Annotated in this window: 13 protein-coding genes; 7 read left to right on the plus strand and 6 right to left on the minus strand. The window is 41.4% G+C overall.

What is annotated here, in order from left to right; translation table 11 throughout:
- Positions 1–37: 37 nt before the first annotated feature.
- Positions 38–532, plus strand: a complete 495-nt coding sequence (locus tag AS888_RS21585; protein WP_061144144.1) for a sigma-70 family RNA polymerase sigma factor — start codon at positions 38–40, stop codon at positions 530–532.
- Positions 533–578: 46 nt separating this feature from the next.
- On the opposite strand, the gene AS888_RS21590 is transcribed toward AS888_RS21585, so the two are convergent.
- The gene (locus AS888_RS21590) at positions 579–773 is read right to left on the minus strand and encodes a hypothetical protein (RefSeq protein ID WP_061144145.1); all 195 of its coding nucleotides are present in this window, start codon (positions 771–773) and stop codon (positions 579–581) included.
- Between the two features lie 453 nt (positions 774–1,226).
- On the opposite strand from AS888_RS21590, the gene AS888_RS25335 reads away from it, so the two are divergent.
- Together AS888_RS25335 and AS888_RS21595 are read left to right on the plus strand one after the other, a co-directional pair.
- Positions 1,227–1,403, plus strand: a complete 177-nt coding sequence (locus tag AS888_RS25335) for a YkvS family protein (protein ID WP_064505160.1) — start codon at positions 1,227–1,229, stop codon at positions 1,401–1,403.
- Positions 1,404–1,564: 161 nt separating this feature from the next.
- Positions 1,565–2,191, plus strand: coding sequence for a hypothetical protein (locus AS888_RS21595; protein WP_061144146.1), 627 nt, complete (start codon positions 1,565–1,567; stop codon positions 2,189–2,191).
- A gap of 45 nt (positions 2,192–2,236) precedes the next feature.
- On the opposite strand, the gene AS888_RS21600 is transcribed toward AS888_RS21595, so the two are convergent.
- The 3 genes from AS888_RS21600 to AS888_RS21610 all read right to left on the minus strand — a co-directional run bounded on the left by AS888_RS21600 (position 2,237) and on the right by AS888_RS21610 (position 5,841).
- Entirely contained in the window at positions 2,237–3,277 is a 1,041-nt protein-coding gene (locus AS888_RS21600; RefSeq protein ID WP_061144147.1) for a YkvI family membrane protein, read from the minus strand.
- A 208-nt stretch (positions 3,278–3,485) separates the two neighbouring features.
- Positions 3,486–5,180 (minus strand): M3 family oligoendopeptidase, encoded by a 1,695-nt coding sequence (locus AS888_RS21605; protein WP_061144148.1) that lies wholly within the window; start codon positions 5,178–5,180, stop codon positions 3,486–3,488.
- 223 nt (positions 5,181–5,403) lie between these two features.
- Positions 5,404–5,841, minus strand: a complete 438-nt coding sequence (locus tag AS888_RS21610; protein ID WP_061144149.1) for a MarR family winged helix-turn-helix transcriptional regulator — start codon at positions 5,839–5,841, stop codon at positions 5,404–5,406.
- Between the two features lie 155 nt (positions 5,842–5,996).
- Here AS888_RS21610 and AS888_RS21615 point away from each other — a divergent pair, with 155 nt between their 5' ends.
- The 3 genes from AS888_RS21615 to AS888_RS21625 all read left to right on the plus strand — a co-directional run bounded on the left by AS888_RS21615 (position 5,997) and on the right by AS888_RS21625 (position 9,681).
- A complete protein-coding gene (locus AS888_RS21615; protein ID WP_061144150.1) occupies positions 5,997–7,490 on the plus strand; it encodes an ATP-binding protein in 1,494 nt (497 codons plus the stop codon).
- Positions 7,491–7,616: 126 nt separating this feature from the next.
- A complete protein-coding gene (locus tag AS888_RS21620) occupies positions 7,617–8,822 on the plus strand; it encodes an MFS transporter (protein ID WP_260320329.1) in 1,206 nt (401 codons plus the stop codon).
- A 127-nt stretch (positions 8,823–8,949) separates the two neighbouring features.
- Positions 8,950–9,681, plus strand: a complete 732-nt coding sequence (locus AS888_RS21625) for a ZIP family metal transporter (protein ID WP_061144152.1) — start codon at positions 8,950–8,952, stop codon at positions 9,679–9,681.
- Between the two features lie 267 nt (positions 9,682–9,948).
- Here AS888_RS21625 and AS888_RS21630 read toward each other — a convergent pair whose 3' ends face one another.
- Both AS888_RS21630 and AS888_RS21635 read right to left on the minus strand, forming a co-directional pair.
- A complete protein-coding gene (locus AS888_RS21630; protein WP_221408621.1) occupies positions 9,949–10,146 on the minus strand; it encodes an aspartyl-phosphate phosphatase Spo0E family protein in 198 nt (65 codons plus the stop codon).
- 356 nt (positions 10,147–10,502) lie between these two features.
- Positions 10,503–12,665 carry a PAS domain S-box protein gene (locus tag AS888_RS21635; RefSeq protein ID WP_185113150.1) on the minus strand — a complete coding sequence of 721 codons (2,163 nt, stop codon included), beginning with the start codon at positions 12,663–12,665 and terminating at the stop codon, positions 10,503–10,505.
- 284 nt (positions 12,666–12,949) lie between these two features.
- Between AS888_RS21635 and AS888_RS21640 the strand changes: the two genes are divergently transcribed.
- Positions 12,950–13,975, plus strand: coding sequence for an acyltransferase family protein (locus AS888_RS21640; RefSeq protein WP_061144155.1), 1,026 nt, complete (start codon positions 12,950–12,952; stop codon positions 13,973–13,975).
- Positions 13,976–14,085 lie beyond the last annotated feature (110 nt).

Below are 14,085 nucleotides of genomic sequence, written 5' to 3' on the forward strand. Positions count from 1 at the left end.
TACATGAAAGTGCACTTTCCAGAGGCAGTTGTGCTTTATGACGGATTTTTCGAAAATTACAACGAAATTCACCCCGATGATCCATCACATTATCCGATCTCTTTCCATTTATAAAAATAAGGAAGAGTATTTCCAAGTAGGGTTGATCGCCCTCTGGGAGTCTTATCGGAATTTCAATGCGGACCAAGGACAATTCCATAACTACGCCTATACTGTCATCAAAGGCCGCATCATGAATGAATTGAAGAACCATCATAAATATGAAACCAACAACAAACCATATGATGCCGTCAACCTTGAAATCATAGATCCCCTTTCCATACACGAAGAGGCCTTCAAGAATGAAAATCTATTAACCTACACCGAAGGGTTGACCTTAAATCAGCAAAGATGGCTTTTGCAAACCTACTTGCAAAATAAAACAGTAACCGAAATCGCCTATATATACCAGGTATCCCCATCAGCCGTCAAATCATGGAGAAAGTCGGCTTTAGTCAAATTGAGAAGGCAATTGCAAGTTGATTGTAAATGATGGAAGGGTGGCTCAAATAATGAGCCACCCTCCCCTCTTCCTTATATCAGCTTCTCGCTTCTTCTAAATACGTATAGATGATTACACCGTCATGTTGTGCATTTCCTCGGAAATGCTTAAAGTCTTCCCTGTTCACAAGTACCTCACGAAACCCTAAAAAATCTTCCTTTGAGATCCTGAATTCATCGATTTCACGATTTGCCAGTTTACTCAGTACTTCATTTGCTTCGTCTGCATTCATCATATGATCCCCTTTTTTTCTAAATAAGCTTCCATCCATTTGACAGGAGAAATTCCGTTTCCATTTTATCATAAGCTTGGCACTTTATTTAAATCAGAATTTTTTGGGCATACTTGCTACATTATTCTTTACGTATGCTTTAAAATAGTGCAAACTGTATAGTAAAATATCATAATGTAAAATGTTTGGCATTTTTTGTACATAGGAATACATACTGGTCAGAACACATCCATATGCAAGATCTACCAAATAAAGCGTTATCATTACACTCGCTTCATGACAAGAAAGGCTCCATCCTTAACAATTTAGCATACTGTACCGACAGAAGAGATGTCCAATGCTTTTACTTGCACTCCCCCACGTCAAAATCTAAACGGCAAGATGTTCGAATAATCCAATTACTCCATAATTACTTTTTAATCATTGGAAACGAAATGGGAAAGGATGATTACCATGAAGAAAGCGGAAGTTGGAAATATCATTGAATTTAGAGAAGGCTTAAAAGGAATCGTCGAGAAAGTGAACGAGAACTCCGTAATCGTGGACGTCACGTATATGGAAAATTATCGTGATTTGGAACTTGAACAAAAAACCGTCGTCAATCATAAAAATTATAAAATTATCGGATAACTTCATCATAGCCTAGCGGAATGGTCACTAAACTGACCATTCCGCTTTCATTTTACAGCTTTGTAACTTTTCTCTGCCAAGACCGTCTATTCTTATATGGGAAAATTCATCTTCCACAACTATCTTGCATGAACTCCAAACAGAAGGGTGAGATCCAAAACATGATCAATCGGAAAATTCACATAGGCTGTGCCATATTGACGGGCTTACTTTTAACTGGCTGTGGAGCGGCCAAAGACGATAGCCAAGATGCGCCCAAAGAACATGTCGATAAAGAAGATAATGAAAATCATTCAGCTCATCAAGAAAATGGCAGTCCTGAAAAAAACAACAAAGTAAGACTGATGGAAAAGAATTTGCAATATAAGAGTAATGGCAGGACCATAGAAAAAACGGCGTTCCTAAAAAAAAGTAACAACCAACCATTTAGCCTCTATGTTCTGCAGCAGTTCAAGTTAAGTGCCGAAGAACCTGGAAAAGATGTTCTCGTCTTGAATGAAGATGACTCGATATTCATGCGGATCGAGTTGCTGGCAAGGGACACCGATTGGGATGAAGCGGAAGAAAACACTAAACTCCAACTGAAAAGTCTTTCAGGAACGATTTCGGATCCAGGGCTTGATGTGGGGAACGGAACTGGATTTGAAGTGAAGAATGGGGATGAAGTCATAACATCCGTATTGATCAAAAATGAAAATGAACCCCTCCGCTTGACCATGTTCACGCAAAAAGATAAGGATTACCGGGATGCTTTCCTGGAAATGGCCCAGACGCTTTCGAAAGATTGACCCTCCTATCTTGGGAAGGAGGCTAAGGAAATGCCCCGTTTCTCCTTACTCCTTTCCTGCCTTGCTTTTCCATACCAACATTAAAAAAAGCAGGCTGATGTATCCAAAAACCGGATAAATATAGCCTAATAACCTTCCATATCCAAATTCGCCTATCCCTAACGCTATTAAGAAAATCAATGCAATGATCAATATGCTTGGCAATTTAATATACCGGCTTATTTGCCTCTGTAATCCATATATATTTCCAATCACCGAGGTGAATATTTCCCCGTAAATCACCAAAATGAACATCCAATACAATTGGGATGCAGCAGTCCTCATGATTACCGCTGAAGGAATTTCAAAACGATTAACGTCAGGTAGCGTCATGAGCGAAAAATGCCCCGTCAATAAAATGATGGTCAGAAAAATGCCTCCAAGAATTGCACCATGTTTGATGACCTTCTCATCGCGGACTTCATAGGCAACGGGAACAAGCACAGCTTGTGCCAATGCAAGATTGAAGGCCGTATAGGCAAATGGGGATACTATCATTTTCAAGGTGATCACTTCATCCGGCACCTTCGTAAGATTCCTAAGGAAATCCCCGTTCCCTAATGTCGAGCAAAAAAGGATGATACTAAAACAAATCATGATCGGCACGACAAAGGAGTTGACCGTGAAAACCCCACGCATCCCCATCATCAATACCAACGATGCCAGGATGATCGTCGACCAGCTTCCTATACTTTTCGGAACGCCCAGTTGTTCTTCAAACACCGCTCCTGATCCGGAGATCATGACAGCTGTCACGCCCAATAACATGAAGAGGAAAAAGATATTGATGATTCCGGCTATTTTTTTCCCGAAAAGGAATTGATTGAACTCCTCGTAGGATGCTGCGTTGATTCTTGCAGCAATGAGCATGATTTTCGTACCGCTAAATATGAAAATATAACCTGCTATTAAGATCCCGATAAAGCCATAAAACCCATAACGGGTAAAAAACTCGACGATTTCTTTTCCAGTCGCAAATCCAGCACCTACCACTGTGCCTACATAAACGGCTGCAATCTGAAAAACCCCCGTCCACCTTGAAAGCATACGCTCCCCTCCTCCCTACATCTATATGTAAGGAAGATACATTTAAGACAAGCCAAGTGATATTCCTTACGCCAGGCTAGCTTTTGAACGTTAAAAAGCAAGTGCGCCATCCATGCGAAATCCGGAACTGCATAAAAAAACGCTTAAGGAAAAATCCTCAAGCGTTGTCATCAGGTACTATACCGTGACATGTAATGCTTATCATCCATTATAGTGCCTTATCATCAACCGTGGAGAGCCATTCGTCTATCACCTTCACGACAGACTGGACAGTTCCGTCGACAAAGGGAGATTTCAAATTCGCGGATTCGACGAGACCAAGGAAAGATTGGCTGCCACCAAGTTGGCACAGCTGTAAATAATCCTGCCATGCCGTTTCATCTTTTTCAACGGATCTCTTCCAGAATTGAAAAGCACATATTTGGGCCAGTGTATAATCGATATAATAAAATGGTGACTGATAGATATGGCTTTGCCGCTGCCAAAACCCGCCATTCTCCAAGAATGCATTTCCTTCATAATCACGATGCGGCAAATACTCCCGCTCGATCTTACGCCAGGCTTGCTTTCTTTCATGTGGGGAAGCTTCAGGGTTTTCATAAACGAAATGCTGAAATTCATCAACAGCCACCCCGTACGGAAGGAATATAAGTGCCCCGCTCAAATGGGAAAACTTATACTTTTCCGTATCTTCCTTGAAAAACAGCTCCATCCATGGCCACGTAAGAAATTCCATGCTCATGGAATGGATTTCACACGCCTCATAGGTAGGCCAGTAATACTCAGGAATATCGAGGTTACGGCTGCGAAACACTTGGAATGCATGACCTGCCTCATGTGTTAAAACATCAATATCTCCTGAAGTCCCGTTGAAATTGGAAAAGATGAACGGAGCCTTATAATCTTCGATAAAAGTGCAGTAACCTCCGCTTTCTTTACCTTTCTTAGCCACTAGATCCAACAGGTCATTGTCGATCATAAAATGGAAGAACTCACCCGTTTCAGGCGAAAGCTCCTGATACATCTGTTTCCCATTTGCGATGATCCACTCCGCATCACCTTTAGGAACTGGATTTCCTGTCCTGAAATGAAAATCCTCGTCATAGTAATTCAGGGTATCCAAGCCAAGACGTTCACGCTGCCGGTCCTTCAACCTGGTAACAAGCGGGACCACTTCCTCTTTTACCTGCTTGCGGAATGCAGCAGCCATTTTGGCATCATAATCAGTCCTTGTCATTCGATAATATCCAAGTTCGACGAAATTTCGATAACCGAGCGCAAGCGCAATTTCATGCCTCACCTTGACAAGTTCATCGAATATACGATCCAATTTTTCCTGATTTTCTTCGAAGAAACCATAATATGCCTCGCTTGCATTTTTTCTTGATTCACGATCCTCGGACTCCATAAAAGGCTGCAGCTGAGCTAGAGTCAGCTCCTTGCCATCGAAGTCAATTTTTGCGGATGCAATCAATTGCGAATATTGGCTGGATAGTTTATTCTCCTTTTGAAGCTGCGGAATGATTTCAGGTGAAAAGGTTTTCAGTTGGGCGTCCGCCAAATCAAACAATTGGCTGCCCCATCTGGCCTCAAGCTCCTGGCGATATGCAGAGTGGACAAGTTCATTGTAAAATTTCGAAGTCAACTCTTCCATTTCAGGGGAGAAGTCATCCAAATAATCATTCTCCGCTTTATAGAATTCATCATTCGTATCGATGGAATGTCGAATAAGGACCAAGTTAAACATCGTACCTACATGGTTTCGGATTTCATTTATTTCTTCAATAGCCTCCATTTGGGCAGACACATCTTTTGCGTCCGTCATCTTTTCCAAGGATTCCATGAACCGGGCCTTAATCTCATCCAGTTTTGGCCGGTTATATTCATACTCGTTAAATTTCATATGTACACGCTCCTTTTCCCATTTCGCCAGCTTTTTCTCCCTAACCTATATTACCTCTTTCCCCAAAGCCCTATATGTAGGTTCCGTCATATAACTACATTCTCCGCAACGATATTAAAAACCTTCAAACCCTGCCAAAAAAGGTTTTCGGTTGTTGCTCCTAATCATTCCATCACACAAAAAAAAACAGCACCCATTCAATAAAGGGGCGCTGGTTCACAAGCTATTTTTGAGCGGAATAACCTATCTTTTTGAGCAGCTCGATCACTGTAGCTTTTTCGTCTTGGGTAAGTACGCTCATGATATCATCGATTCTCTTTTCATGCTCGGGAAAGACCCCTTCAATAAATTCTTTTCCTTTATCCGTTATTTTGGCAAAGGTTACACGGCGATCTTCCTTACAGGCTATGCGCTGAAGATATTCCTTCTGCTCAAGTTTATCCACGACATACGTGATGCTGCCGCTGGCCAAGAGGATTTTTCCGCCTATTTGCTGGAGAGGCTGATCACCTTTGTGATAAAGTAATTCCAGTACCGCAAATTCAGTTGGATTCAAACCCTCTTCTGCTATATATTTATTTACCACATCATTAATGGAGCGATGAGCTCTAGACATCACAATGAACAGTTTCAACGACTGTTGGATGTTATTATTCTCCATAAATTCACAACCTTAAAGTATTTTTAATTAAAATATCTTGAATTAAAAGTTATTATATGACACTATGACTTCTTTGTCAATTTACGACTCGGGAATGTATTGTTTAATCAAACAGTTTGTTATACTTGAAAAAAAAAGTTAAAGTAGTGACGAACATGAAAACAAGACATAAATTCACGACCTATCTTCTCATTGTTATTTTACCATTAATCATTCTGTCCTTCATATATTGGCGTCATTTAGACAAGTCCATCCAAAAGGAAAGACAGGAGCAAGCTGAATGGGCCGGTTCTGTCTATCGAGATTATATAGACCAAGTTATCGGTGAAACGAAAAAAAAGCTTGAACTGCTAAGCCTAAGCAGTTCCGTCCTTTATATGGATGATAATAGAACTGAGCACCTTATGAAATGGATCATGGATACCGACCCGAGATATGCAGGTGTTTATTGGATAAATATGGACGGAGTCTCCTTATCGGGGACGAATAAGGAATTCTACCATTACTATTTAATCGAACAAGCTGATATAAACCGTGCCATTATAACGCAAAGAGCCGTAGTTGCAAAAGGCAAGGCATTGAATAACTCAGGCATTAACCATTTTTCCATATTCGCTCCCATTCTCGACCACGAGAAAAGGGCCCATGGGTTTTTATTGGCACAAATCCGGCTCGACCATATGGAAAAAATATTGAATATACTCATCCCTGATCAAACCTTGAAACTTAAAACGAGCGATAATATTCGAGTTTTAGGAATGAATGAAACCATTTCCAGGCATTCGGAATGGGTGGATGTTCCTTTGTCAGAAGTAGATTGGACCCTTTCCGTCAAAAAGCCCGACACGCTTAACACAAATAACATGAATGTCTTTTTAATGTTTGTCTTTTTCACCTTCTTTTTTACCCACATGATCTATACTGCCGTGGAGGAGTTGAACGTTCGCAGAGAAGAAAAAAAACAAAAGGTATTGATTGAAAGGCAAAAAATAGATTTTGTCGGCACATTGGCGGCCAGTACCGCGCATGAAATAAAAAATCCCCTTACCGGCATAAAAGGTCTCATACAGCTGCTGGTTGAAAAACACCCTGAAGAACAAGATCAGTTTTATTACGCTGTCATCATGAAAGAGATCGACCGGATCAACAGCATCGTCAGCGAATTTTTGATTTTAGGGAAACCTATGGCAAGGGACTTATCCATCTATGATGTTCGCAGTATCATTGCCGAATTGAGACCAATAATAGAATCAGAAGCACGTTATTTCAATATGGAAGTGACATGGCATATCGTGAAGGAGCCAATATGGGTCCAATGCACGAAGGACCAGTTTAAACAAATCATTCTCAACACGGCCAAAAACGGGTTCGAGGCCATGAAGGATGGTGAAAAATTGAGCATACGAATTTACAATGAAAAGGACCATGCGAAAATCGACATCATCGACATTGGACAAGGCTTGAACGAAAAAGAAATCGGTAAAGTGTTCGACCCCTTCTACACATCTAAAAAAGAAGGAACTGGATTAGGGCTGTTCGTGTGCAAACGAATCATTGAATCATTCAATGGAACGATCCAGCTTGCAAGCAAACCGCTTATCGGGACCACCGTTACAATCAGCTTACCGTTAGTTACCAAACATCCATGATCGTCCCTGCCAGTAAGACAGGATAAGCGGCACCCGTTAATAAGGCCTCTGCTTTTTACATATATATGAATAGTCAAATTTCTATATCAGGAAGAAGGAAATATACAAATGGGAAGTCTCACTGCCATGAAAACCAAATCACAAAAACAAGATATGACGTTGAAAATCATGATCATCATCGGCATTTGCCATTTGATGAATGACTCTCTTCAGGCCGTAGTACCGGCCATGTTCCCCATCCTTGAGAAATCCATGTCGCTGACATATACCCAGCTTGGGATGATTGCATTCTGCCTGAATATCGTCTCATCGCTCCTGCAGCCTGCTGTTGGCTTCTATACGGATAAAAAGCCCATTCCCTATGCATTGCCCATTGGCTTGACAAGCACGCTAATCGGGGTCATCATCCTAGCACTTGCCCCGAACTACACCATCATCCTAGGTGCAGTGATTCTGATGGGCTTCGGTTCGGCCATTTTCCATCCGGAGGGCTCAAGGGTCGCCTATATGGCAGGAGGCCCCAAGAGAGGCCTGGCACAATCGATTTATCAGGTGGGCGGGAATAGCGGGCAGGCACTCGCCCCGCTCATCACAGCGATCGTGCTTGTCCCTTTCGGTCAAAAAGGCGCACTCTGGTTTGCCCTCGTTGCCTTAACGGCGGTTATCTTATTGCTCTATATCGCCAAGTGGTATTCGCAAAGACTCATTTCCTTTCAACCGAAAAAGGTAGCTGCCAAGGTTTTCAATAAAGAAAGGTCCCATAAAGTCGCGAAAGCATTGATCTTAATTTTGTTCATTATTTTTGCCCGTTCCTGGTATGTATCCTGCATGACCAACTTTTATAGTTTTTACTTAATCGAACAGCATTCATTCACGATAAAATCCGCTCAAATATTCCTGTTCGCCTTCTTGGCAGCTGGAGCTGTAGGAACGTTTTTCGGCGGTCCGCTCGCGGATAGATTCGGGCGCAAAAACGTGATTTTCCTTTCTTTCGCTGCCAGCACGCCCATCACCGCCCTTCTGCCATTCGTGCCTCCAGCAGCGGCTTTCATCTTGTTATTGATAGCAGGCTTCATTATCATGAGCAGCTTTTCAGTCACTGTCATATATGCACAGGAATTGGTCCCTGGCAAAGTGGGAACGATGGCCGGCCTGACTGTTGGCTTGGCCTTCGGGATGGGCGCCATCGGATCCGTATCACTAGGAGCCATTGCTGATATAATCGGGATCGAATCCATGATCAAGCTTGTCGGATTCCTGCCGTTGCTCGGCATCATCAGCATGCTGCTGCCGACGGATTCCACTTTGAAAAAATGGTATCCCGCAGAATGATCATAAAGGATGATCGGAATGCCCTTTTATCTGGAACCAATTTTTCGTCCGCTCAATACAATACATTATTGTTTCACCATATGGTTTACGAATACGAATCGATAAGTATCATACAAAGGAGACGTTTATGAGTGGAGTTTTATTAGGCAGCATCCTATCTGCTATGTCCACAGGGCTCGGTGCGTTACCTATTCTTTTCATTCAAGGCTCAATCACACACCGGTTCAGGGACACCCTTCTGGCATTCACCGCTGGTATCATGATGGCCGCTTCGTTATTGAGCCTGATTCCTGAGTCTCTTGCGACGGGAGGCTATATTCAGCTTGTCATTGGAGTTTTTCTCGGGGTCATGACATTGACGATGATGGAAAAAAATATTCCGCATATCGATCTCAGCCATACGAAAAGCGGCATTCAGTTCGATGAAAAGGCTTTGCTGATCATTACTGCCATTACACTTCATAATATTCCGGAGGGGCTTTCCGTCGGGGTGAGTTACGCCTCGACTACTGCTGATACGGGTAACTTGATCGCTTTTGCCATCGGGCTGCAAAATGCCCCCGAAGGCTTGCTTGTCGCCCTTTTTTTAATCAATCAAAAAATCGGTAAATTCACGGCGTTCATCATCGCCACCTTAACTGGCGCCATCGAAATAATTACGGGCCTATTAGGTTTTTACTTAACATCGTACATCGGGTTCCTCGTTCCGTACGGCCTGGCTTTTGCGGCCGGGGCCATGCTTTTCATTGTCTATAAGGAATTGATTCCGGAAAGTCACGGAGATGGCAATGAACGATCCTCCACCTATTCCTTCATTATCGGCCTTTTGTTCATGGTCATATTATTGGAGATATTGTAATGCATGGGCTGGCTCGCTTAAGTGAGTCAGCTGTTACTTTTTATTCATCCAAGCGTTTCCATATTCCGCTTGGACAATATCATTGGTCATCCAACCTATGTAAAACCAATTGCCGATTTGGCTTTTCCAACGCATGAAAGGACACCTCAAGGTGCCTTTCCCCATTTTTTCGCTACAGTTCATCGTTTATAGCCGATTGCCGTAGAAGTTCAGCTTCTCATCATGAATAATTAGATATATCCTTTATCTTTATATTTCTTCCATTTATCATGCAAAGTCATCATGAAATGGCTTCTGTACAATGACGACCATGTCTTTTCGCTTATTCCTCACTTCCACCGATGAATGGTGTTGAAGGATCAAATATTCATTTATAAGCTTATCGAGTTGCTCGCTTTGGCGAAGAGTATACTCATGGCCTATCCCATACGCCTTTGCCAACTCCATCATTTCCCAACGTTTCATGCGAATCTCAGAACAAATTTCCATTGCACCCCTAGAATTCATAACTACATTCACTACTCCTGCCCTTTTAAAGTTACATCATAATAAAGAAGTATTACAAAATATGCCTTATATGTAAATAGATTCGCAAAAAAAGACAAAACTTCTTAAATTGCGCTAAAGCATGTCCCAGAAGCAGACAGAATATGACGGGAATTCTTATCGCTATCAACCTTGGAAAAACGCATCCCCTACATGGACCAGCTGTACAAGTCACTACTCCGAAAGGCAAAAAAAAAAGGAATCCATTCATCGATTCCCCTTTTTTAAGGATTGGATTTGATCAGGATATGCTTTACGGTTTCAGCAAGCCTTCTTCAAGACTCCAAAGGCAAATATATATGAAAGCTCGTCCCTTGATCCACTTGACTTTCGACATCTATATAACCTTTATGCTCTTCAATGATTTTATAGCTGACCATCAGTCCAAGCCCGGTTCCCCGATCCTTCGTCGTATAAAAAGGTTCACCCAACTTTTTCAGTTTTTCCGATGAAATTCCCATTCCCTGATCAGTAATGGAAATACAAACGTATTTCCCTGAGCATCGACTTGTTTTAATCCGAACAGATCCGCCATCCGGCATCACCTCCAAAGCATTTTTTATGATGTTAATGAAAACCTGCTTTAGCTGGTTCGCTTCACATAAAACGGGAAGCTCCACTTCTTCGAAGGACGTATCGAATTGAATATTGTCCAATAAAGCCTGAGCTGCAAGCAATTCGAGTGTTTCCTTTAAAATGGTGTGCACATCTTGTTTAATGATTTTAAGCGCCTGCGGCTTAGCCAAAACTAGAAATTCCGTGATGATGGTTTCAATTCTCTTGATTTCGGAAGTAATGACATGAAAATATGTGGAGAAATCCCCTTCCACTCCATCCTCCAGCAACTGGATAAAACCTTTTAAAGCCGTCATTGGATTCCTGATTTCATGGGCAATCCCGGCCGCCAGTTCACCGACGACGTTCAACGTGTCCGACTTGCGGATTTGCTCTTGCATTTCCAGGCTTTTACTCACATCACGAAAAATACTTAAATTCAGACTCGAATATACATTTTTCCTCGTTAAAAATTCAATATGTTTAACACGTCCATCCTCGAACTTTATCGGAATGATGGAGGAGAAAACCTCATGCTGGTATACATTCTCGATGTGTGCATTCAAGTCAGGGGCATTTCCTGGAACTTTCTCGATGAATTCTTTTACCGTAAAAGAAAGCAGCCTATCCTTCGATATTTCCAATATTTCCTGACCCGCTTCGTTAATATCCTTGAATCCCTCATGATTCCACAAGATCAAGCCGTCCAATGTTCCCTCAAATATTTTCCTGAATTTCTTTTCACTATCCCTCAATTCCTTTTCAATCAGCCAGCGCTCACTGACATTGCGGAAAATCGTGACGTTGTACCCGTCACCCTCATGTTTTTTTGCCGTCAATTCAAGTAATTTAATTTGATCATTCGGCATTTTATAAAACAGCTCGCCCCTCACTTGCGTGTCCCTTTCAAACGTTTCCATCATCTGCCCGAAATGCTGATTGTTGCTGTAAACGTATTTCCAGATATAACTGCCAATCAAATCCTCCCTCGTCGATTCGAATATTTTGCAAGCGGAGTAATTGACTCGAAAAATGATTCCGTCATCATTCCAAAAAATGATCGCATCCATCGACTGGTCAAATAATTCGGCAAAAATCCGTTCGCTCGTCTCCAACCTTTTTTCGATAAGATTGGATTCTGTAAGTCTCCGAAGCACTGACATGTATAAGTCATTTCCTCCCATTGGACTTATCGAAAAGGTGAAATGGTAAGGTTCGTCCCTGATGATCATCTCTACCTCTCCCTTGAAGTTCGATACATCAAAGACTTTACGTATGCATTGATCCCAATAGCCCTTATAATCGGGGGAAATGAAATCCTGCATATTCTTTCCGACGATTTCCTTTTTCGGAATCCCCATTACATGGATGAAGGCATGGTTCACTTCCATGATTATTCCCGAACTGTCAAACAGGACAATGCTCTCTATGGAAGTATCGAATATGTCCAAAAACATCTGCCTTGACATGCTTTTTTCCCGGGATGCGGACACATCCAAACTCACATCTTCCAGGCGATACATTTGCTCGCCTTCGGTAACGGCACCGACAGGTACGAATACAATTTGTTTAAGATCCCCTGTATGGAGCTGGATCATTTGCTTCTCCCTATCTCTCGGTTTTCCCCGTATGGCGGACTCTTCCTGATTATTCAAAGGGATGACGTCGAGAAAATCCGTCATCTTCATGGAGTAAAGCTTTCCTGCAGGGGTCTCCAGCAGGGCACAGGCGGCATCATTGACATATGTGAACCCTAGTTCTTCATCAATCCTGATATAAGGCTCCGGCATTGAGTTGATAATGTTTTGAAAATCTTCAATCTGCATTTTCAATTTTTCAAGTTCCTGTTTATATTCCGTTTCATTTTTTAAACCGATATTCATGATCATCCACACCCCTTATCAAACCCTTACTTACCAACCTTTATTCGACACCCATTTTGAATTTCCTCGCTATTTTTTCGAAAATAATCGCAATTTTAAAATCCAGTATTTCCCTTCATGTCAAATTATCGTATGTTGAATCCGATAAAATTTAGCGTTAAGCTTAAATTAAGAATGAAATCATAAAATTAATTTAATAAATCATGATTCCCCACTACAAAATTAGGGTATAAAAATAACAATGCTTTCTAGCTACCTTAAAATTCTCTTAAATGGAGGCAACTATGAAACAACGCGATTTTTTCTTTGATAATGCCAAGTTCATTCTTATGGCATTTGTCGTTTTTGGACATTTGCTTAATACGTATATCCATGATAATGAAACGATTTACGCTTTATATAAAACCATTTATTCCTTTCACATGCCAGCCTTTATCCTAGTTTCGGGGTTCTTTGCAAAAGGCTTCTATCAAAAAGGATATTTAGCTAAAATTACGAAAAAATTGATTTTACCTTACGTCATCTTTCAATTAATATATGCCGTTTATTATTATTTCCTTTATCAAAGGTCTGCCCTCACTGTTGACTTGCTTGATCCGCAGTGGTCTCTTTGGTTCTTGATTAGTCTATTTTGCTGGAACATCATGCTGCTTGGATTTTCAAAGCTAAAACCATCAATAGGGATAGGTTTATCGATTATGATCGCCTTATTGATTGGTTATATGGACAATATCTCCAATTACCTTAGTCTCTCAAGGACTTTCGTTTTTTTCCCGATGTTCTTAATCGGCTATCATTTAAGTAAGGACCATCTAAAGAAATTATTTACACCAAAAGTTCGTTTCGCTTCCCTTGGTGTCATGTTAGTGATATTCATCGGCTTTTATTTAAATACCGATATCAATTATAAATGGCTGCTCGGTTCCAAGCCATATGCCGAGCTGGAAGATGCAACGATCGTGTCGATGTTCAAACGCCTTGGGTTTTACGGGTTAAGCCTCATTTCCGTGTTCAGCTTCTTATCCTTCATCCCGCGGGGACAGTATTTCTTTACCAATTGGGGCAAGCAAACTTTATATGTTTATCTGCTGCATGGATTCTTCATTCGATTCTTCCGTGAGAGTACGATACATGACTATTTCAGTAATACGGAAAGCTTCATCATGCTTGCCTGCCTATCATTCTTGATCACGGTCCTGTTATCAAGCGAGATGATCGCAACCATGGCCCAGCCAATCATAGAACTGAAGGCCACCAAAACAAAACGGTTCATGACGAGAACCAAGGAATATATAAAACAAGCTTTTTAAAAGAAAGCTGCAGTTTGTAGACAAAAGGGGTTCGGAATTAAAAAATTCCGAACCCCTTTTGAAATTCCTTTGAAATTTTGACCAAAGGTTACGAGATTTGGGCTCTTCGA

The organism is Peribacillus simplex (assembly GCF_001542915.1).
GTDB lineage: Bacteria > Bacillota > Bacilli > Bacillales > DSM-1321 > Peribacillus > Peribacillus simplex_B.